We start from the raw sequence: 20,547 nt of genomic DNA on the forward strand, positions 1-20,547 counted from the left end.
CCCCCGCTCGCCCCCACCCGAGAGGACCCCCGATGCGCCGCACCACGCGTACCCGCGCCGCGATCGCCCTCGCCCTGGCCGCCACCGCCGGGCTCGCCGCCACCTCCCTCGCCGCCCAGAGCGCGAACGCCGCGGCCGATTCCGTCAAGGTCCAGTACCGCACCAGCGCGAACGGGGCCACCGCCGATCAGGCGGAGCCCTGGTTCAAGGTGGTCAACAACGGTTCGACGACCGTCGACCTGAGCCGGGTGACCTTCCGCTACTACTTCAAGGCGGACGGCCCGGGGCTCCAGTACCGCTTCGCCTGCTCCTGGGCGGTCACCGGCTGCGCCCACGTCACCGCTTCCTTCGGAACCCTGGAGCACCCCACCGCCACCGCCGACCGCTACCTGGAGATCGGCTTCACCGCGGGCGCCGGATCCCTCGCCCCGGGCGCCGACACCGGGGACATGCAGCTGCGCTTCCACCGGGTCGACTGGCAGACCCTGAACCAGGCCGACGACTACTCCTTCGGCGCGGGGCACAGCGCGTACGCCGACTGGGACAAGGTCACGGCGCGGCTCGGCGGCGCCGCCGTCTGGGGAACCGCCCCCGCCGGGAACGGCGCCGACCCGACCCCCACGCCGACGGACCCCACCCCCACGCCGACCGACCCGCCGCCCACCGGGGCGACCCTCTTCGACGACTTCTCCTACACCTCGTCCGGCGACCCGGCCCTCGCCGCCCACGGCTGGAACGTCCGCTCCAACTCCGGCGGGCCGGGCGTCCCCGGCGCCACCTGGGCCCCCGAGAACGTCACCTTCGCCGCGGCCGGCGGCAACACCGTCATGAACCTGGAGACCTCCACCGCGGGTGCGGCGCAGAACACCCAGCAGACCGAAGTGCTGACGAAGGCGACGAAGTTCCAGAACGGCACCTACGCGGCCCGGGTCCGATTCTCCGACGCCCCGAAGTACGGCCCGGACGGCGACCACCTCGTCCAGACCTTCTTCACCATCAACGACCTCAAGGCCCCGATGGCCGACGACTACGCCGAGTACGACTTCGAGTACCTGCCCAACGGGGGCTGGGGCGAGCCCGGGAACATCCTCTACACGACGTCATGGGAGACCTACCGCCCCGACCCGTGGGAGGCGGTCAACCAGCACACCGAGGCCCGTACCGGCTACGCGGGCTGGCACGACCTCGTCGTGACCATCGACGACCACGCCATCACCTACTACGTCGACGGGCAGGTCTTCGGTACGCACGATGCCCGCTACCTGCCCGAGCGGCCCATGTCGATCAACTTCAACCAGTGGCTGATCGACCTGAACGGCCAGAGCGGCACCACCGCGCGCGCCTACGACCAGCAGGTCGACTACGTCCTGCACGTCAAGGACCAGGTGCTCACCCCGGCCCAGGTCGCGGCCAAGGTGAACGCCTACCGCGCGGCGCGCACGTCCTTCGAGGACACCGTCCCGGCGGGCTGACCGCCACGGACACCGCCACCGCCGATCGCGGTCACGGGGCGTCGGGTACCCGGACGAAGCCGTTCAGCGGTGCGAGGACCTTCCAGTCGAGCGCCTCGTAGAGGGCCCGGCCCTGGACGGTCGCGCCCAGGATGCCGGTGGACACGCCGGCGTCGACGGCCGTGTGGGTGAGCGTGCCCATCACCACCGTCCCGAGGCCGCGGCGCCGGTGGGCCGGCTCGGTGACGATCTGGTCGAAGACGCAGGCGGATCCGGTCCGTCCGGTCAGGCCGGACGCGGCCGGTTCCCCGTCGGGGCCCAGGACGCGCACGGAGGTGACGCCGTCACGGGTCTCGACGCTGACGGTGTACCCGTCGGGTGCCCGGACGGGCGCCGGTCGCAGGTCGACGGCCATCAGGAAGCAGGCGTCGACGGGCTCCCAGCCGGCTGCCGGGAACCAGGGCCGCATCTCGGCCGCCGGCAGGAACGCCTTGACGCACGTGGTGGGTTCGGTGATCGTGCCGACCAGCTCCCGGGCGACGTCGGGGTCGGCGTCGAGCAGGACGTGCCGGACCACCTGGTCCGGCCGTCCGATGTCGATCCGCAGTCCCCACGGCACGTCCACCGGCTCCGGCATCCGCCGGGCGACGGCCCATCCCTCGACCCACGACCGCGCCGTCCGCACCATCAGTCCACCCCGTCATCCGCACACCTACATGAGGAGGGGAGTCCGCCCCCGGCGTGTGGCGGCCGTGCGGTTTCCCCCGTTCGCGCACTGTACGTGAAGGCCGCCGACCTGCCGACGGCGTGGCCGGGCATGATCCGAGGGGCGGGCTCAGAGCGCCGAACGGAGCCGGGCGGCCGACCGGGCCAGTCGCACGACGGCGACGACGGGCAGGATCCAGGTCAGCGCGAGCGCCGCGATCACGGCGTTCGGGCCCAGTCCGCTGGTCGCCAGCATCAACGCGCCCGCGAGCACGGGCGCCGTGACCACCGGGGAGAGCAGCAGCACGGTCGACCGCCACTGCTCGCGGCGCGCCCACTGGGTCGACTTCCACAGCCTGACCAGCCCGATGACCAGGGAGATCAGGGCCAGCACCGGGCCGGCCACCGGCACGAAGGCGAGCGGGAAGGGCAGGCCGAGGAGGGCCAGCGTGAGAGCCGTGCGCGCCGTGCCCTCCGCCTCGGGGTGCGGCGGGCCGCTGCCCTCCTCCGCCAGCGCGGCGTCCGCGATGGCCTGCGGCGACCCGAGCCGGTCCAGCACCCCGCGCACGGTCGTCTCGTCCGCGGGGTGCGAGCCGGCGAGGGTCACCTCGATGTGCTCGCCGAGGTCCGCGAGCAGTTCCCGGCGCCGCTCGTCGGGCAGGGTGCGGGTCCGCTCGGCGACGGCGGAGAGGAAGGTGCGGACCAGGGGGTGGGGCAGGGTGTCGTTCACGTCGGCTCTCCAGGAGTGAGGAAGTGGTCCACGGCGGTGCGGAAGGAGGGCCAGTGGGCGGCGAACTCCTCCAGGGCGCTGTGGCCCGCGTCGGTCAGCGTGTAGTACCTGCGCGGCGGTCCGCTGTCGGAATCGCGCAGGTGGGTGTCGGCGAGTCCGGTCCGGCGCAGGCGGGACAGCAGGGGGTACATCGTTCCCTGGCTGGTCGCCATCACCTCGACCCGGGCCAGCTCCTCCAACAGTTCCACCCCGTAGCGCGGGCCGTCGCGCAGCAGTGCCAGGACGCAGTACTCCAGGACGCCCTTGCGCAGCTGACTGGCCACGTGGCCGTCGGCTCCGGATTGGCTTGCATTGCCAGGTACCATGCAAAGCAAGCTACCACAGGAAAGGCCGTTCCCCACCGGTCCCCGAGAGGGGGGAGCCGAGCGAGGAACGGCCGCCGTCCGCCGGTCAGTTGTCCGGTCGGCCCGTCATCAGGACCTCCCGCAGCCGCGCGACCAGCGCGGAGGCGCTCTCCGGCTCCGCCCGCGGCGCCGGCCCGGTGTCGTCCGCGGACAGCTGCTTGAGGTGGTCGGAGAGCACCTCCGCGTAGGCCTGCTCGTGCTCGATCATCCCGCCGGGCTGGCGCAGGCCGATGGTGGCTCCGATCGCCTTGCCGATGAGCGCGGTCATGACGAAGGCGTACAGGCCGAGGACGACCACCGCGGTGAGCTGCTTGCCGAGCAGGTCCCACGAACCGCCGTAGAACAGGCCCTTCTTGCCGGTGAGCGCACCGGTCGCGGTCAACCCGGCCATCACCATGCCGACGATCCCGCCCCAGCCGTGGATCCCGACCACGTCGAGGGTGTCGTCCACCCCCAGCCGGTACTTCCAGCTGATCGCGAGCGCACAGGTCAGTCCCGCGACGAAGCCGGTGACGCCGGCCCACACCGGGGTGATCCCGCCGGCCAGCGGGGTCGTGGCGACCAGGCCGGTCACCGCGCCCATGCACATGTCCAGCAGGCCGACCTGCCGGGTCCGCCACCAGCTGGTGACGGCCCACCCGGCCATCGCGGCCCCCGCCGCGAGCTGGCTGTTCAGGAACGCCATCGCGGCGCCCCCCGGAGTGCCCAGGGAGGAACCGGTGTTGAAGCCGAACCAGCCGAACCACATCAGCGACAGGCCGATGACGACCAGCGGCAGGTTGTGCGGGCGGATGCCCTGGCGGTCGAAGTCGGCGCGCTTGCCGGCGACGATCGCGAGCGCGAGGCCCGCGGCTCCGGAGCCGATCTCGACCACCGTGCCGCCGGCGAAGTCGACGGCTCCCAGCTGCTCGGCGACCCATCCCCGCGGGTCGAACACCCAGTGGGCCATCGGGATGTAGACCAGCAGGGTCCAGGCGCAGACGAAGGCGATCCAGCCGTTCATCGTGGCCCGGCCCGCGATGGAGCCGCTGATCAGGGCCACCGTGACGATGGCGAAGGACATGTGGAAGACCGCGAAGGTCACGGTCGGCACGTCACCGGTGAGCGAGTCGACCCCGACGCCGCGCAGGAAGGCGTGGTCGAGGGTGCCGATCACCCCGAGGCCGCCCGCGTCCGGCCCGAAGGCCAGCGAGTAGCCGACGGCGAACCAGAGCACCGTGACGATCACCACGCAGAAGAAGCACATCTTGAGCATGGCGATGATCTGGCCGGTGCGGACCATCCCGCCGTAGAAGAAGGCCAGTCCGGGCGCCATCAGCAGGACCAGGGCCGTGGCCATCATCAGCCACGACGCGTTGCCCGAGTCCCCGATCGTCGTCACTTGTCCCGCTCCCGTCGTTCCAGGACCGAGAGGACCTCGGCCAGCAGTGCGGCGTCCTGCGCGGCCGGGTCGGCCCCGGCGGCGGAGGCGGCCCCGCCGACCCCGGTCCCCGCGCGGGCGGGGGCGCGACCGCCCTCCCCGCCCTGCTCGCCCATCCGGTCGCGGATCTGGTCCAGCGTCTCGGAGTCGTAGGCGACCTCCTCCTCGCGCCCGGGCACGTTCTCGTACTCCTCGGAGGTGCGGAAGCCGACGCTCTTGTCGATGGCCTGGGCGATGAGCCAGGTCATCGCGAAGGCGAAGCCGCCGACGGCCAGGATGGCGAGGGCCTGGCGCCACAGCTGGTCGAGCCCGCCCCCGTAGAAGAGGCCCTTCCTGCCGCTCATCGCGGCCGTCGCGAAGAGGCCGACGGAGAGCATCCCCACGATGCCGCCCCAGCCGTGCACGCCCACCACGTCGAGGGTGTCGTCCACGCCGATCTTGTACTTCATGTTGATGGCGAAGCAGCAGACCACGCCCGCGACGAAGCCGATGATCAGGGCGCCGACCGGGGAGACCTCACCGCAGGCCGGGGTGATCGCGACCATGCCCGCGACGGCCGCCGAGGCCACGCCCAGCATCTCCACGTGCCCGAGCCGCCACTTCTCGATGATCGGCCAGCCGATCATCGCGCCGGCGGCCGCGAGCTGCGTGTTGAAGAAGGTGGTCGGAGCACTGCCCTCGACCTGGAGCGCCGATCCGGCGTTGAAGCCGAACCAGCCGAACCACAACAGGGCCAGACCGATCACCACGAGCGGCAGGTTGTGCGGCCGGATCGGGTCGCGCTCGAAGTCCCGGCGCCCCCGCAGCACGATGGCCACCGCCAGCCCGGACGCGCCCGAACCGAGCTCCACCGGCAGGCCGCCCGCGTAGTCGAGGGCGCCCAGGGACTTCACGATCCACCCGTCGGGCGCGAACACCCAGTGCGCGGTGGGCACGTACACGATCAGGGTCCAGGCGACGACGAAGACGAGCCAGCCCTTCATCGTGGCCCGGCCGGCGATCGAACCGCTGATCAGCGCCACCGTGATGATCGCGAACGACATCTGGAAGCAGGCGAAGATCACGGTCGGGATCGAGCCGTGCAGGGTGGTCATCCCGACCCCGCGGAAGAAGGCGTGCTCCAGACCGCCGATCAGGCCGCCTCCGGCGTCCTCGCCGAAGGCGAGCGAGTAGCCGACCGCGAGCCAGAGGACGGTGACCAACGACAGGCAGGCGAAGCTCATCTTCAACATCACCAGCACGTGTGTGGTCTTCACCATCCCCCCGTAGAAGAAGGCGAGGCCGGGGGTCATCAGCAGCACCATCGCGGTGCTCGCCATCATCCAGGCGGTGTTACCCGTGTCGTAGCCAGTGGGCATGGGGGTGCGGATCCTTCGGGTCGGCGGCTTCTGTGCCGTGGGGGACGGGCGCGCGGCCCGTCAGGTCTTGCGCAGGTCGGGCGCCGGCACGCCGATGAGGCGCAGGCGTACGGCGTTCCAGGCGCGGGCCAGGGCCCGCGAGACCTCCTGGCTCCGGTCGCCCAGCACCCGCACCCAGGCACCGCTCTCCTGCGGCAGCACGCTGACGCCGTGCGCCAGAGCGCTGTCCGCCAGCGCCGCGTGCAGGAGGTCGGCCACCTCGCGGGCGGGAGCCAGCGGGGTCAGGACGAAGAAGCCGGCCATCACCGCGTACCCGCCCAGGACGGCCGGTCCGCCCACCCCGCCGCCGCCCGGCTCCAGCCGTACGGCGTCCAACGCCACCAGGTCCCCGTCGGGCCGCCGCACCTCCAGGTCGGAGGCGAAGACGGCGTACGCGTGCCGCTCCCCGCGCGCGAGCCGCCCCGCCAGCACGCTCTCGGAGACCAGCACGGTGGCCGAGGGGTCCGCGGTGATCACGGTGCGCTGGTAGAAGCGGGAGTCGACGTACGGGATCACCGGATCCGGCAGGTACTCGACGTACGCGTCGGCCCCGACGCTCAGGTGGGTCTGCGCGACGGCGTAGTCGTACTCCATCCGGTAGACCTTCGTCGCGGCCTGGGTGGTGACGTGCGCCGCCGTACCGGGGCCGAAGGAGAGGTCCTGGCGCAGCCGGTCCGCCTGGACGACGCCGCCGCCCGTGGACAGCAGGAAGGTCACCGGCAGGTCCGGGCGGTGCGGGTCGAAGTACAGCGGGCGCATGATCTGGAGCGGGGACTTCTGGTAGTGCCGCACCAGCTCGGTGCGGCCGCCGCGCCGTTCGAAGCCCAGCTCCAACAGGCCCACCTTGCCCGGGCGGCCGACCCCGAGGGTGTCGGGGACGGCCGAGTGGCGGCGCACCTCGGGGGGAACGCGCGCCGGCTCGTAGTGCTCCGGCTCCAGCCGCCCGGGAGGCCGGGCGGGCGTCGCGCGGCGGACCTCGGGCGCGGGGCCGGCCCCCGCACCCGGAGCCGGCCCCGGCACGACGGTCGGCGGGTCGGCCACGACGCTCACGCGGGCACCCGGCGGAAGGACTCGACGAAGGTCGCGATCTCCTCCAGGCCGTGTCCGGTCAGGCAGTTGGTCAGCACCACCGGGCGCCCCTCGCGGACGTGGTGGGCGTCGCGCTCCATCACGCCGAGGTCGGCGCGGACGTACTGGGCGATGTCGATCTTGTTGATGACCAGCAGATCGGACTCGGTGATGCCCGGCCCCCGCTTGCGGGGCATCTTCTCGCCCTCCGCGGTGTCCAGCACGAACAGGAACAGGTCCACCAGGACCGGGCTGAAGGTGAGGGTGAGGTTGTCCCCGCCCGACTCGTACAGGAGCGTGTCCACATCGGGGAAGCGCTCCAGCATCTCGGCGCCCGCGGCCAGGTTCATGGTCGGGTCGTCGCGCACCGCCGTGTGCGGACAGGCCCCGGTCTCCACGCCGACCACCCGCTCGGGGTCCAGTACCCCGGCCAGGGTGCGGCGCACGTGCTGGGCGTCCTCCTGGGTGTAGATGTCGTTGGTGATCACGGCGGGCCGGTGACCGCGCTCGATGAGCACCGGCACCAGCGCCTCGATCAGCGCGGTCTTGCCGGAGCCGACGGGGCCGCCGATGCCGACCCGCAGGACGTGGTCGTCTCTCATGTGTCGCTCTCGTCTTTCGCAGGGGGGACGGATCAGGTGGCGAACAAGCGGGCCTCGGCCCGCTCGTGCCGGGCCGACATCACATCGGCCAGGGGCACGCACCCGCCGAGGTCGGCGAGCTCGCGCCGCAGGGCCGCCCGCGCCACCTCTTCGATGACGGGGGCGGTGTCGCGGAGCACGACCTGGGCCCGGCGGTGGTCCGTGAGCCGCAGCCGCAGCGCGGCCCCGGTGAAGCTCGCCGAGAAGGCGAACAGGTCGCTGACGACGGCCGCCCGCACCGGGACGCCCGCCGCGGCGTACGCGACCCCGGCGGCCACCGCCTGCGTGCCGGGCGCCCGCTTGGCGCCGACCAGTTCGGCGTAGCGCTCCAGCGCCTCGCCGCCGACGCACTCGCGGGCGATGTCCAGCAACTGGCGCCCGGTACGGGTGGCCGCGCGCCGCAGCCCCTCGCCCAGCTTGGCCGCGCACAGCCTGCGGTCGATCTCGCCGAGCCCCGCCCAGTCACCGGCCGATGCGGCCCGGTGGGCGAGCGCCAGCGCGGTGGCGTCGGAGGGGCCCACCGAGTGCCGCAGGAGGTCGGCCAGCAGCCCCGGCACGCCCTCGGGCGCCACGGCCTTCGCCTGGGCGTAGCCCTCCAGGCCGTGCGAGAGCGTGTAGAAGCCGCTGGGGAAGGAGGAGTCGGTCAGCTGGAGGCTGACCAGGAGGGCCGCGGTGCCGATGCCCTCGGCGGCGGCTGCTGCGGCGGTGGGGTCCGCCGCGGGGTCGGCGCTCGCGTCCGGCAGGGCGCTCATGCCAGGAAGAACAGGTGGTTCAGCGGCAGTTCGCGGGCCGGCTCGATGGTGGCCGGGACCCCGTCCAGGCTGACCTTGTAGGTCTCCGGGTCGACGGTGATCTCGGGCAGCGCGTCGTTGTGGAGCATGTGCTGCTTGCCGACCGTCCGGCAGTGCCGCACCGGCAGCACCCTGCTGTCCAGGCCCAGCCGCTCCGGCACGCCGAGCGCGATCGCGGCCTGCGACATGAAGGAGACCCGGGTGCTCTGCTTCGCCTTGCCGTACGCCCCGAACATCGGCCGGTAGTACACCGGTTGCGGGGTCGGCAGCGAGGCGTTCGGGTCGCCCATCAGCGCCCAGTTGATCAGCCCGCCCTTGATGACCATCTTGGGCTTCGCCGCGAAGGAGTGGATCGGCCACAGCACGATGTCGGCGAGCTTGCCGGTCTCCAGCGAGCCGATGTGCTCGGCGGTGCCGGTGGCCAGGGCCGGGTTGATGGTCATCTTGGCGAGGTAGCGCAGCACCCGGAAGTTGTCGTTGCGCTCGGTGTCCCCGGCCAGCTTGCCGCGCTGGTCCTTGCAGTGGTGCGCGGTCTGGAAGGCCCGCGTCCAGGACTCGCCGATCCGGCCCATGGCCTGGGAGTCGGAGGAGAAGATCGAGATGACGCCCTCGTCGTGCAGGACGGTCTCGGCCGCGATCGTCTCGGCCCGCACGCGGGAGTCGGCGAAGGAGACGTCCTCGGGGATGTCGTGGGAGAGGTGGTGGCAGACCATCACCATGTCCAGCAGCTCGTCCACCGAGTTGACCGTGTAGGGCAGCGTCGGGTTGGTGGAGGACGGCAGGACGTTGGGCTCGCCCGCGATCCGCATGATGTCGGGGGCGTGGCCGCCGCCCGCGCCCTCGGTGTGGAAGGTGTGGATGGTGCGGCCGTCGATGGCGGAGCGGGTGTCCTCGAAGAAACCGGACTCGTTGAGGGTGTCGGTGTGCACGGCGACCTGGACGTCGTAGTCGTCGGCGACGTCGAGGGCCTTGCTGAGCGCGGCCGGGGTGGTGCCCCAGTCCTCGTGCACCTTCAGCCCGCAGACGCCCGCCTCGACCTGCTCGATCAGGGCGTCCGGCAGCGAGCCGTTGCCCTTGCCCAGCAGACCGACGTTGACGGGCATGTCCTCGACCGCCTGGTACATCCGGCCGATGTTCCAGGGGCCGGGGGTGCAGGTGGTGCCGTTGGTGCCGTCGGAGGGGCCGGTGCCGCCGCCGATCATGGTGGTGATGCCGTTGGAGAGGCCGTGCTCGGCCTGCTGCGGGGCGATGAAGTGGATGTGGGTGTCGATCCCGCCCGCCGTGGCGATCAGGTGCTCGCCGGAGATGACCTCGGTGCCGGGTCCGATCACCAGCCGGGGGTGCACCCCGGACTGGGTGTGCGGGTTGCCCGCCTTGCCCAGGCCCGCGATCATCCCGTCCTTGACGCCCAGGTCCCCCTTGACCACGCCGAGGACCGCGTCCAGCACCACCACGTTGGTGATCACGAGGTCGAGGGCGCCCTGGAGGTTGGTGGCCTGCGGGTCCTGGGCCATGCCGTCGCGGATGCCCTTGCCGCCGCCGTAGACGGCCTCGTCGCCGTAGTGCCCCTCGTTGTGGTCCTTCTCGACCTCGACGACCAGGTTGGTGTCGGCCAGGTGGAAGCGGTCGCCGACGGTCGGCCCGAACAGGTCGGTGTACTGCTTGCGGCTCAGGACGGCCATCAGTTCTCGCCCTTCTTGTGGCTCTTGTTCTTCTTCTTGCGGCCGCCGTCGTGGCTGCCGTCGTGACCGGCGTCGGCTCCGGCTCCGTCGGCCGCCGCCGCGTCCCCGTCGCGCGCGGGGTGGTCCGGTTCCTCGATCCGGGCGCCCAGGAAGCCGAGTTCGACCGCCCGGCGCAGCGCGCGGTTGCGGGTGTCGGTGGACCCGAGGCCCCCGTCGACCAGCGAGCTGAAACCGATGAGGCGGCCGTGGCCGGCGAAGGCCGTCAGCTCCACCTCGCGGGTGTCGCCCGGCTCGAAGCGCACCGCGGTGCCCGCGGGCAGGTCCAGGTGCATGCCGTAGGCGGCGTTGCGGTCGAAGTCCAGGGCCCGGTTCGCCTCGAAGAAGTGGTAGTGCGAACCGACTTGGATCGCGCGGTCACCGGTGTTGGACACGGAGAGCGTGGCCTTGCGGCGGCCTGCGTTGATCTCCACGGTGCCTTCGCCGTAGAGGTAGGTGGCGCCACCGGACATGGTGGTACTTCCCTTCAGTGGTGGTGGTGTGCGGGGCCGTGCGCGTGGTCGTGACCGCCGGCCGGGCCGTGCGCGTGCGCGTAGCCGTGGCCGTGTTCCGCGTCCAGCCCGGCGCCGGTGCCGTCGTCCCCGTGGGCCAGGCCGTGCAGGGCGTGCGCGACCCGGGACCGCAGGACCTCCTCGACCGCGGCCGCGCCGAGCAGCGGCCCGGTGTCGACGACGTCCGCGTCGGTCGCGTCGGTCGCGTCCTTCGGGGAGGTGAAGGCCGCGCGGACGAGCGCGACGTGCCGGGCGCCGAGGCGGCGGCACCGCTCCACGCCCTCGGCGAGGTCCGGGTCGCCCCCGTCGAAGGCGACCTCGACCCAGCGGTGCGCGCCGTACTGCCGCACCAGCCGGGCCACCCGGAAGAGGTCGGCGTCCTCGAAGGGACCCGCGGCCGGCGCGGTCACCAGCACCGCCGAGGTCCGCGGAGCCGAGCGCACCGCCCGCAGCGCGGCCGTGCGCAGCCAGGCGGTCAGGTGGGCGGCGGTGGCGAAGGGCGGCGCCAGCACCAGTCGGCCCGGCTCGCCCGGCCCCTCGGCGCGCGCGAGCCAGCGCAGCGCCCGGGCGCAGTCGGCGATCAGCTTCGGGTCGCGCCCCAGGGTCATGGGGACCACGCACACCGGGCCGGTGGAGGCGGCGAGCGCCGCGGTGACCGCCTCGGTCAGCGGCCGCCCGGCCGGCACCCCACCGACGGCGGCCCCGCCCTCGTGCCCCGCGCCCAGGACCACCGCGGCGGGCGGGCCGCCGGCGGCCGCGGGCCGGGTCCGTTCGGTCGGCCCGGTCCGTTCGGCCGCGGCCGCGCTCACGCTCAGGCCCCGACGGGGTCGTGGCAGGAGACCAGCTTGGTGCCGTCGACGAAGGCGGCCTCGACCTGGAGCAGGGGCAGCATCTCGCGCACGCCGGCCATCACGTCGCCCGCGGCGACGACCTGCTTGCCGAGTTCCATGCACTCCGCGACGGTCCTGCCGTCCCGGGCGCCCTCCAGGATGCCCTCGCTGATGAGCGCGCAGGCCTCGCTGTAGTTGAGCTTGACGCCCCGGTCGCGCCGCTTGCGGGCGAGGTCGGCGACGACGTAGATCCAGAGCTTGTCCATCTCACGGGGAGCGAGATTCATCGTTCACTCACTTTCGGGCGGGGGCGGTTCCGGTGGCGGCCACGCTCGGGTGCCGCGACGCCGGGGGATCTCAGGTGCGGCGCAGCCGGGGGATCGCCGGTACCGCGGCGACGAACACGAGTGCGGTCAGCACGAACGGCCAGGTGAAGGTGTGACCGCCGAAGGGCGCGAAGAAGGAGGTCATGGCGGCCGTCAGACCGGTCGCGGCGGCGGCGCCGAGGACGGCGTAGCCGAAGCTCCAGCTCCCGGCCACGAGGAACACCCCGCACAGGGCCATGGCCACGAGCACGCTGTTGTAGCCCATGAGCCCCTCGGAGATGCCCCGGGCGGGCGAGCCCATGCTCCAGGCGACGAAGAGGGCCACGGCGCTGCCGACGCAGGCCATCGCCCCGGCGAGCCGGCTGGCGACGGTGATCCCGGCGAGGAAGATCAGGCCCACGTACCACTGCGGCATGAAGAAGATCTGGCCGACATTGGCGAAGAAGCCGTGCCAGAGCTGTTCCCAGCCCAGCGAGGTCGTGTCCGCCACGGACTTGGGCAGTGCGGCGAGGCCGGGGCCGGTGTGCCAGACGCGGGAGAAACTGGGCGCGGCGACCGTCATGACGCTCGCCATGATGCAGAAGGGCATCGTGAAGGTGGGGATGTTCCAGGTGCCCAGAATGGTCGCGAGGGCCGAGGTGACCACGACGACCGTGATGCAGCCGCCGATGGCCAGCAGCACCGTCGAGAGGTGACCGGCGCCGAGGAAGACGGCGAAGGACAGGGCGACGAGCGTGCCGTTGAATCCGCGCAGGCCGACCGAGATGAGGCCGCGGTCGATACCGAAGGCATAAGCGGTGGCGGTGCCGACCACGCTGCCGAGCAGGCCGTAGAGCGCGAATTCCCAGCCGGCCGCGGCCAGGGCGGCGAGGAAGAAGATGCCCGTGACCGCATGGGGCATGAAATCGACCTGGGCGATTCCCCGTAATACTTCCTGAACAAAGCTCGCGGGTTGAGCGGGAGCTGGTGCTGGGGGCTCGGTAAGCGAACCGTTCATGCGCCGACCCTAGCCGTCGGACGCGCCATTGCCTGGGATCCGGCCGGGTGTTGCACGGGACATTCGCGCCGACCCGGATCGCGCCAGCGGGAATATCGAGGGCGGCGCACAGAGGGATTTCGTTGAATCGACGCCGCGGAGGTTGCCCTTCGTGAGGCGTTCGTGCCCGTATCGAGCCCAGACCTTGATGTTCCGCCTGCCGTTGTCGCTTCGAGACGCATTCGCAACGGCTCCGACTCGTCCGAAAGGCCCGCCGGGGCGTCACATTCTCCAGTAGCGCATGGGAGAACGGCCAACGGAGGGGTACGGCATGAGACTTCGCGCGAGGAATTACACGAGGGCGGTCGTCGCGCTCGCGGCGGGCGGCCTGCTGCTGACCGGGTGCGGTGCGGGCGAGCACGCGAGCAACCGGAGCAAGGACGGTTCCGGAACCCGCAACGTCGCCCCCGACGGCGGGGGTCGGACGGCCGGCCAGGGGGAGGGGGAGAGCGACGGGGTCCGGCGGACCGCCCCGCCGGCCGACTACCTCTCGACCTTCGCCCTGGACGTCGACACCGCGAGCTACGGCTTCGCCCGCCGCACGATCGGGTCGGGCCGGCTGCCCGACCCGAAGACCGTCCGGCCCGAGGAGTTCATCAACAGCTTCCGCCAGGACTACCGGAGCCCGGAGGGCAACGGCTTCTCCGTCACCGCCGACGGCGCCCGGACCTCAGCCGACGGGTGGTCGCTGATGCGGGTCGGCCTCACCACCGCGGCCCCCGCCCCGGAATCGGTCCGCAAGCCGGCCGCGCTCACCTTCGTCGTCGACATCTCCGGCTCCATGGCCGAGCCGGGGCGCCTGGACCTCGTCCGCACCTCCATGGAGCTGATGACCGACCGGCTGCGCGACGACGACTCGATCGCGCTGGTGACCTTCAGCGACGAGGCCAGGACCCGGATCCCGATGACCCGGCTCGGCGGTCAGCGCACCCGCGTCCGCGAGGCGATCTCCGCGCTGCGGCCCGACAGTTCCACCAACGTCGAGGCCGGGGTGACCCGCGGCTATGACGAAGCGGTCAAGGGCCTGCGGGCGGAGGCCACCAACCGGGTCGTGGTCCTCTCGGACGGCCTCGCCAACTCCGGCGACACCTCGGCCGACGGGATCCTGGAGCGGGTCGCGAAGGCCCGCAAGGACAACGGCATCACCCTCTTCGGCGTCGGGGTCGGCAGCGACTACGGCGACCAGCTCATGGAGACCCTCGCCGACCGCGGGGACGGGCACACCACCTACGTCTCCGATCCCGAACAGGCGCGGAAGGTCTTCTGCGACGACCTGCCCGCCCAGATAGACCTGCGGGCCCGCGACGCCAAGGCCCAGGTCGCCTTCGACCCGCGGACCGTGGAGACGTTCCGACTGGTCGGCTACGAGAACCGGCGCGTCGCCGACCAGGACTTCCGCGACGACGCGGTGGACGGCGGCGAGGTCGGCCCCGGCCACAGCGTCACCGCCCTGTACGCCGTCCGCACGCGTCCCGGGGCCGCCGGTCACGTGGCGACGGCCACCGTCCGCTGGCTCGACCCCACCACCCGGGCCCCGCACGAGGAATCGGCCGCCGTCGAGGTGGCCGCGCTGACGGCCCGGACGTGGACCGAGGCCGACGCCCGCTTCCAGGTCACCGCCGTGGCCGCGTACTTCGCCTCCGCACTGCGCGAGCGCGGGGGCGGCTGGGAGCCCGTACCCGGCGCGCTCCCGCTCGACGGGCTCGCCGAGCGGGCCTCGGGGGTGGCGGACATGACCCGGGACCCGGACGTGCGCGGGCTCGCCGACACCGTCCGACAGGCCGCGCGGCTCGTGGGGTGACGGAGCGCATCGGCGAGGGGTGGCCGGAAACGACCGCCACTCGCTGTCCGGATGCCTCGCTCCATTCACCGTAGCGACATCCAGGACTCCGGTAATGGGCTCAGTTGTCCATACAACTTGGAGCCCCCACGTGATCACCGTTCACACCCGGACCGTCACCCTCGCCGCCGGTCTCGTCCTCTCCACCCTGGCCCTGTCCGCCTGTGGCGCCGCCCCCGACAAGGCGGTCACCACCAGTGCGAACGGCAAGAACCTGGCCACCGCGGCCTCCGCCGCCGACCTCGGCGGCATGGACGCCCTGGTCGCCGCGGCGAAGAAGGAGGGCACCCTCAACGCCATCGCCATCCCGCGCGACTGGGCGAACTACGGCGCCCTGATCGACGGCTTCACCAAGAAGTACGGGATCCAGGTCAAGGTGGAGAACCCGGACGGTTCCAGCCAGGACGAGATCAACGCGGTGAAGTCCCGCAAGGGTCAGGACCGCGCCCCCGACGTCCTCGACCTGGGCGCTGCCTTCGCCCAGTCCGCGGCCGCCGAGAACCTCCTCGCCCCCTACAAGGTGGCCGCCTTCGACAAGATCCCCGAGGCCCAGCGCGACCCGCAGGGGCGCTGGTCCAACGACTACGGCGGCTACGTCTCCATCGGCTGCGACGCCAAGCGCGTCACGGTCTGCCCGCAGACCTTCGCGGACCTCCTGAAGCCCGAGTACAAGGGCCAGGTCGCCCTCAACGGCAACCCCACCAAGTCCGGCTCCGCCTACGCGGGCGTCTTCGCCGCCTCCCTCGCCAGCGGTGGCTCCTTCGACGACATCCAGCCCGGCCTCGACTTCTTCGGCAAGCTCAAGAAGAACGGGAACTACAACCCCGTCGAGTCCACCCCCGCCACCGTCGAGAAGGGCGAGACGCCCATCAGCATCGACTGGGACTACCTGAACGCCGGCTACGCCGAGCAGTTCAAGCCCAAGGGCATCGACTGGAAGGTCGCCGTACCCGCCGACGGCCAGTTCGCGCAGTACTACTCCCAGGCCATCAACAAGGACGCCCCCCACCCGGCGGCCGCCCGCCTGTGGCAGGAGTACCTCTACAGCGCCGAGGGCCAGAACCTGTGGCTGAAGGGCCACGCCCGCCCCGTGCTGATGCCCGTGATGGAGGCCGACGGCACCCTCGACAAGGCCGCCGCCGCCGCGCTGCCCCCGGTCACCGGCACCCCGAAGTTCCCGAGCCAGGAGCAGACCGCCAAGGCCAAGGAAACCCTGGCCGGCGGCTGGGCCAAGGCGATCGCCGGCTGACGCGCAGATGACCCCCCACGCATCGACCGCCGCCGCGCCGGGCACCGCGCCCGGTGCGGCGGCGGCCCCCGCCCCCACGCGCCCGGCCCCGCCCGGGCAGCGCCCCGCGACCGCCCCCGGGGACCGGCCCCGGTCCCGGCCCGGGCGCGGAGCGCGCCGCGGCCGCGGCGCCTGGCTCGCCGCCCTGCCGCTGCTCCTGCTGGTCGCCCTGGCCTTCGGCCTGCCGGCCCTGGCCATGGTCTTCGGCGCCTTCAGCGTCAAGGACCCGGTCACCGCCACCACCGCGTACGGCGTGGACAACCTCGCCCGCTCGGTCGACGGCGCCTACCGCACCGCCCTCATCGGCAGCGTGAAGCTGTCCGCGCTCACCGCCGCCGCGGGCGCCCTGCTCGGGCTCCTCGTCGCCCAGGCCGTCGTCAGCTCCCGCAGCCGCGTGCTGCGCGAGGCCGTGCTGACCGCCTCCGGGGTGCTCGCCAACTTCGGCGGCGTCCCGCTCGCCTTCGCCTTCGTCGCCACCCTCGGCAACGCGGGCGTCCTCACCACCGGCCTCGGCCTCGACGCCCACGGCTGGTCGCTGTACGGCTTCTGGGGCCTGTCGCTGACCTACCTCTACTTCCTGGTGCCGCTGATGGTGCTCACCGTGGCCCCCGCGTTGGAGGGGCTGCGCCCGCAATGGCGCGAGGCCGCCCAGGACTGCGGCGCCTCCACCTGGGGGTACTGGCGGCACATCGGGATCCCCGTCCTGCTGCCCACCCTGCTCGGCGGGTTCGTGCTGCTCTTCGGCAGCGCCTTCGCCGCCTACGCCACCGCCGCGTCGATGGTCGGCAGCTCCGTCCCCCTCGTCACCCTGCAGATCGCCGACGCGCTGTCCGGCAACGTGCTGATCGGCCAGGAGAACGTGGCGCTCGCGCTCAGCCTCGACATGGTGCTGGTCGCGCTGCTGGTGATGGCCGTCCACCTGCCCCTCCAGCGAAGGAGCGCCCGATGGCTCGCCTGATCGCCGGCACCCGGACCCCGGGAACCCTCCGCCCGGGCCGCACGATCGTGCTGCTGCTGGCCGCGACGTACTTCCTCGTCCCGCTGCTGGCCTCGGCGGTCTTCACCCTCGACATCCCGGGCCAGGGTTGGACCCTCTCCGCCTACACCCGGATCGTGCACGCCGACGGCTTCCTCGCCGCCCTGGGCCTCTCCGTCGGCCTGGCCGCGGCCACCGTGGCCCTGGTGCTGCTGGTCACCGTCCCGGCCGCCGTGGCCGTGCGGCTCGGGGCGCCCCGGCTGCGCGCCGTGCTGGAGGTCGTGTGCACCCTGCCGCTGGTGGTGCCGCCGGTCGCGCTGACCGCCGGGATCACCACGGTGCTGCGCTGGGGCCCGGAGCAACTCGCCGCGACCCCGCTCTACCAGACCTTCGTGGCCGTCCAGAACCCCGCCTTCCCGCTGGTCCTGGTCCTGGCCTACGCCGTGATGGCCCTGCCGTTCGTCTACCGCGCGCTCGACGCCGGCCTGCGCGCGGTGGACGTACGGACCCTCGTCGAGGCGGCCCGCGACCTCGGGGCGTCCTGGCCCCGGGCGCTGGTCCTCGCCGTCCTGCCCAATCTGCGCGGCGCCCTGCTGAACGCGTCCTTCCTCGCCCTGGCCCTGGTCCTGGGCGAGTTCACGGTCGCCCAGCTGCTCGGCTTCGAACCGTTCACCGTGTGGGTCGTCCAGGCCTCCGGATCCGATGCCCGGCTGTCCGTCGCCGTCTCCCTGCTGAGCCTGTTGCTGACCTGGGCCCTGCTGCTCGTCCTGACGGTGGCCGGCCGCAAGCGCCACCACCGCACCTCCCGCCCGAAGGCCGTAGGAGTCACCCCCTGATGAACGCGACCACCGCGACCACCGCGCCGCACCCGACGCGCGCGCTGCCCGACGCCCGCGGCGCCGGAGCCAGCCTCGAACTGCGCGGCCTGCGCCGCGAGTTCGGCTCGGCCGTGGCCCTCGACGGGCTCGACCTCGACGTGGCCCCGGGCGAACTCCTGGCCCTGCTCGGCCCGTCGGGCTGCGGCAAGACCACCGCCCTGCGCGTCCTCGCCGGCTTCGAACGGCCCGACGCCGGGCAGGTCCTGCTCGACGGCAAGGACATCGCGGCGGTCCCGGCCAACCGCCGTGACACCGCCATGGTGTTCCAGTCGTACAGCCTCTTCCCGCACCTGAACGCCGCCGACAACGTCGGCTTCGGCCTGCGCATGCGCGGGGCGCCCGCCGCCGAACGGCGCACCCGCGCCGCCGAACTCCTGGAACTGGTCGGCCTGCCCGGCCACGGCGACCGCTACCCGCACCAGCTCTCCGGCGGCCAGCAGCAGCGCGTCGCCCTCGCCCGGGCGCTCGCCCTGCGGCCCCGGCTGCTCCTCCTCGACGAACCGCTCTCCGCCCTCGACGCCCAGGTGCGCGTGACCCTGCGCGAGGAGATCCGCCGCCTCCAGCTGGAGCTCGGCATCACCACCGTCTTCGTCACCCACGACCAGGAGGAGGCCCTCTCGATGGCCGACCGGGTCGCGGTCATGCGCGGCGGGCGCCTCGAACAGTGCGCCACCCCGACCGAGTTGTACGCCCGCCCCGCCACCGGATTCGTCGCCGACTTCATCGGCGCGATGAACCGGGTCCCCGCGCTGGCCACCGCCGACGGGACCGTCGACGTGCTCGGCGTCCGACTGCCCGTCGACGGCCCGGCGCCGGCCCCCGGGCCGGTCGAGGCGCTGCTGCGCCCCGAGGGGCTGGAGGTCACCGCCGAGGACGACGGCCCGGGCCGCGTCCTCGGCACCGCCTTCCACGGCCCGACCGTCCGGGTGCGCATCGCGCTGACCGACGCCGCGGGCCGGGTGAGCGAGGTCAAGGCGGACGTCCCCACGCACGCGGCCGCCGCCCTGCTGCCGGGCGCGCGCGTCGCGGTACGGCCGCAGCCGCGTCCCGTGCTGCTCGCGCCCCAGGACGGACCGGCATGAGCCTGCAAGCGGTCCTCTTCGACATGGACGGCACGCTGGTCGACACCGAGGGCGTCTGGCTGGAGGTCGTCGAGGCCGCCGCCGTACGCCGGGGGCGCGCGCTGGACCCCGTCCGCCGCACCGCGGTGACCGGGCGCTCCGTCGAGGACGCCGCCGCGCTGCTGGCGCGGCACCTGGACGCGGCGCAGGCGGAGCTCGCCGCCGAGCTGGGGCGGGGCTTCGCCGCGCGGCTCGCCGCCGGAACCGTCCCGCGCCCCGGCGCCCTGCGGCTGCTGGCCGCGCTGCGCGCCGAGTCCGTCCCCACCGGGCTGGTCTCCGCCTCGCCGCGGGCCGTGGTCGACCAGGTCGCGGGCACCCTGGACGGGCACCGCTTCGACGTCCTGTTCGGCGCGGAGGACACCGTACGGACCAAGCCCGAGCCGGACCCGTACCTCGCCGCCGCGCTCGCGCTCGGCGCGGCGCCCGAGCGCTGCGTCGCGGTGGAGGACAGCCCCACGGGCGTCGCCTCGGCGCTCGCCGCGGGCTGTCGGGTGCTCGGGGTCCCCTCCACCGAACCCCTGCTCCCCGCACCCGGGTTGACCCTGCTCGACTCGCTCGTCGACGCGGATCCCGACCTGCTGCACGCGCTGTGCGCCTGAGCGGGCCGGAGCACCGGCCCGCGGTGGTCGGCGCGGGCGAACATGACAAGCTGGGTCCGTGAACGAGGCATCGCGCAGGACCCCGTTGTACCTCCGCGTCGCCGCCGACCTGCGGACCGCCATCACGGCGGGCGAGTACGGATCCGGGGCCAGGCTGCCCGCGGAGGACGAACTCGCCCGCCGCCACGGCGTGTCCCGGGGCACGGTCCGTCAGGCGCTCGCCGCGCTGCGCGCCGACGGACTGATCACCTCGCGCCGCGGCACCCGCCGCGTGGTGCTGGCCGCCCCGGGCGACGCGGGCTCCGCGGAACTGCGCAGCTTCACCCGGTGGGCGCGCTCGCTGGGCCGGGAACCGGGCGGGCGGACGGTCGCGGTCGAGCGGGTGGCGGCCGACGCCGAAGAGGCCGAGCACCTGCGGATCGCCCCCGGGGGCCCCGTCTACCGGGTGCGGCGGCTGCGCACGCTGGCCGGGGCGCCGGTGATGGTGGAACGCACCACGTACCCGGAGGCCGTCGGCGCCCTCGTCGCCGGCATGCCGCTGGACACCGTCTCGTACTCCGAGGAACTCGCCCGGCACGGCGTGCTGTTCATGGACGGCCACCACACCATCGACCTCGCGCGGGCGGACGCCGACGACGCGGAGCTGCTCGGCTGCCGGGCCGGGGAGGCGCTGCTGCGCGAGCGGCGGCGCTCCACCGACCCGGCGGGGGCCCCGGTGGAGTGGTCGCAGGACCGCTACCTGCCGGGAACGGTGTCGTTCACGGTGCACACGACGGCGGCCAGCGCCCTGGGCCGCCGCCTCGGTCCCTGACCGGG

General features: G+C 73.2%; 21 protein-coding genes. 8 read left to right on the forward strand and 13 right to left on the reverse strand.

Annotated elements, in window-relative coordinates; all coding sequences use genetic code 11:
* Positions 1 to 32: 32 nt before the first annotated feature.
* Complete coding sequence (locus ACZ4UB_RS03120; protein ID WP_468067899.1) at positions 33 to 1,472, forward strand: cellulose binding domain-containing protein; 1,440 nt, start codon at positions 33 to 35, stop codon at positions 1,470 to 1,472.
* A gap of 31 nt (positions 1,473 to 1,503) precedes the next feature.
* Here ACZ4UB_RS03120 and ACZ4UB_RS03125 read toward each other — a convergent pair whose 3' ends face one another.
* From ACZ4UB_RS03125 to ACZ4UB_RS03185, 13 genes are all read right to left on the reverse strand, one after another.
* Positions 1,504 to 2,139, reverse strand: coding sequence for a GNAT family N-acetyltransferase (locus ACZ4UB_RS03125; protein WP_468067900.1), 636 nt, complete (start codon positions 2,137 to 2,139; stop codon positions 1,504 to 1,506).
* 147 nt (positions 2,140 to 2,286) lie between these two features.
* A complete protein-coding gene (locus ACZ4UB_RS03130) occupies positions 2,287 to 2,886 on the reverse strand; it encodes an HAAS signaling domain-containing protein (protein ID WP_468067901.1) in 600 nt (199 codons plus the stop codon).
* Positions 2,883 to 3,251 carry a PadR family transcriptional regulator gene (locus tag ACZ4UB_RS03135; RefSeq protein WP_468067902.1) on the reverse strand — a complete coding sequence of 123 codons (369 nt, stop codon included), beginning with the start codon at positions 3,249 to 3,251 and terminating at the stop codon, positions 2,883 to 2,885. Before ACZ4UB_RS03135 ends, ACZ4UB_RS03130 begins: the two co-directional genes overlap by 4 nt.
* Before the next feature lie 85 nt (positions 3,252 to 3,336).
* On the reverse strand, positions 3,337 to 4,671 hold the full coding sequence (locus ACZ4UB_RS03140) for an ammonium transporter (protein WP_468067903.1): 1,335 nt from the start codon (positions 4,669 to 4,671) through the stop codon (positions 3,337 to 3,339).
* A complete protein-coding gene (locus ACZ4UB_RS03145; RefSeq protein WP_468067904.1) occupies positions 4,668 to 6,068 on the reverse strand; it encodes an ammonium transporter in 1,401 nt (466 codons plus the stop codon). Before ACZ4UB_RS03145 ends, ACZ4UB_RS03140 begins: the two co-directional genes overlap by 4 nt.
* A gap of 60 nt (positions 6,069 to 6,128) precedes the next feature.
* On the reverse strand, positions 6,129 to 7,046 hold the full coding sequence (locus tag ACZ4UB_RS03150) for an urease accessory protein UreD (RefSeq protein WP_468068176.1): 918 nt from the start codon (positions 7,044 to 7,046) through the stop codon (positions 6,129 to 6,131).
* 107 nt (positions 7,047 to 7,153) lie between these two features.
* Positions 7,154 to 7,777 carry an urease accessory protein UreG gene (gene ureG / locus ACZ4UB_RS03155; protein ID WP_385784049.1) on the reverse strand — a complete coding sequence of 208 codons (624 nt, stop codon included), beginning with the start codon at positions 7,775 to 7,777 and terminating at the stop codon, positions 7,154 to 7,156.
* 32 nt (positions 7,778 to 7,809) lie between these two features.
* A complete protein-coding gene (locus ACZ4UB_RS03160) occupies positions 7,810 to 8,568 on the reverse strand; it encodes an urease accessory protein UreF (protein WP_468067905.1) in 759 nt (252 codons plus the stop codon).
* The gene (ureC, locus tag ACZ4UB_RS03165; RefSeq protein ID WP_467956287.1) at positions 8,565 to 10,289 is read right to left on the reverse strand and encodes an urease subunit alpha; all 1,725 of its coding nucleotides are present in this window, start codon (positions 10,287 to 10,289) and stop codon (positions 8,565 to 8,567) included. The genes ACZ4UB_RS03160 and ureC overlap by 4 nt, the downstream gene beginning before the upstream one ends.
* Positions 10,289 to 10,798 carry an urease subunit beta gene (locus ACZ4UB_RS03170; RefSeq protein ID WP_468067906.1) on the reverse strand — a complete coding sequence of 170 codons (510 nt, stop codon included), beginning with the start codon at positions 10,796 to 10,798 and terminating at the stop codon, positions 10,289 to 10,291. Before ACZ4UB_RS03170 ends, ureC begins: the two co-directional genes overlap by 1 nt.
* Positions 10,799 to 10,812: 14 nt before the next feature.
* A complete protein-coding gene (locus tag ACZ4UB_RS03175; protein WP_468067907.1) occupies positions 10,813 to 11,646 on the reverse strand; it encodes a sirohydrochlorin chelatase in 834 nt (277 codons plus the stop codon).
* Between the two features lie 2 nt (positions 11,647 to 11,648).
* On the reverse strand, positions 11,649 to 11,954 hold the full coding sequence (locus ACZ4UB_RS03180; protein ID WP_399257094.1) for an urease subunit gamma: 306 nt from the start codon (positions 11,952 to 11,954) through the stop codon (positions 11,649 to 11,651).
* A gap of 70 nt (positions 11,955 to 12,024) precedes the next feature.
* A complete protein-coding gene (locus tag ACZ4UB_RS03185) occupies positions 12,025 to 12,990 on the reverse strand; it encodes an urea transporter (protein ID WP_468067908.1) in 966 nt (321 codons plus the stop codon).
* Between the two features lie 310 nt (positions 12,991 to 13,300).
* Here ACZ4UB_RS03185 and ACZ4UB_RS03190 point away from each other — a divergent pair, with 310 nt between their 5' ends.
* From ACZ4UB_RS03190 to ACZ4UB_RS03220, 7 genes are all read left to right on the forward strand, one after another.
* Positions 13,301 to 14,830 carry a vWA domain-containing protein gene (locus tag ACZ4UB_RS03190; protein WP_468067909.1) on the forward strand — a complete coding sequence of 510 codons (1,530 nt, stop codon included), beginning with the start codon at positions 13,301 to 13,303 and terminating at the stop codon, positions 14,828 to 14,830.
* Between the two features lie 130 nt (positions 14,831 to 14,960).
* Positions 14,961 to 16,118 carry an ABC transporter substrate-binding protein gene (locus ACZ4UB_RS03195; protein ID WP_468067910.1) on the forward strand — a complete coding sequence of 386 codons (1,158 nt, stop codon included), beginning with the start codon at positions 14,961 to 14,963 and terminating at the stop codon, positions 16,116 to 16,118.
* 7 nt (positions 16,119 to 16,125) lie between these two features.
* Complete coding sequence (locus tag ACZ4UB_RS03200) at positions 16,126 to 17,115, forward strand: ABC transporter permease (protein ID WP_468067911.1); 990 nt, start codon at positions 16,126 to 16,128, stop codon at positions 17,113 to 17,115.
* Positions 17,103 to 17,969: an ABC transporter permease gene (locus ACZ4UB_RS03205; protein WP_468067912.1), complete on the forward strand. Its 867-nt coding sequence runs from the start codon at positions 17,103 to 17,105 to the stop codon at positions 17,967 to 17,969. The genes ACZ4UB_RS03200 and ACZ4UB_RS03205 overlap by 13 nt, the downstream gene beginning before the upstream one ends.
* Entirely contained in the window at positions 17,969 to 19,093 is a 1,125-nt protein-coding gene (locus tag ACZ4UB_RS03210) for an ABC transporter ATP-binding protein (protein ID WP_468067914.1), read from the forward strand. The genes ACZ4UB_RS03205 and ACZ4UB_RS03210 overlap by 1 nt, the downstream gene beginning before the upstream one ends.
* Positions 19,090 to 19,731 carry an HAD family hydrolase gene (locus tag ACZ4UB_RS03215; protein ID WP_468067915.1) on the forward strand — a complete coding sequence of 214 codons (642 nt, stop codon included), beginning with the start codon at positions 19,090 to 19,092 and terminating at the stop codon, positions 19,729 to 19,731. The genes ACZ4UB_RS03210 and ACZ4UB_RS03215 overlap by 4 nt, the downstream gene beginning before the upstream one ends.
* Positions 19,732 to 19,789: 58 nt before the next feature.
* Entirely contained in the window at positions 19,790 to 20,542 is a 753-nt protein-coding gene (locus ACZ4UB_RS03220; RefSeq protein ID WP_468067916.1) for a GntR family transcriptional regulator, read from the forward strand.
* Positions 20,543 to 20,547: the final 5 nt, after the last annotated feature.

The sequence above is a fragment of the Streptomyces sp. NPDC028419 genome (genome assembly GCF_055565515.1).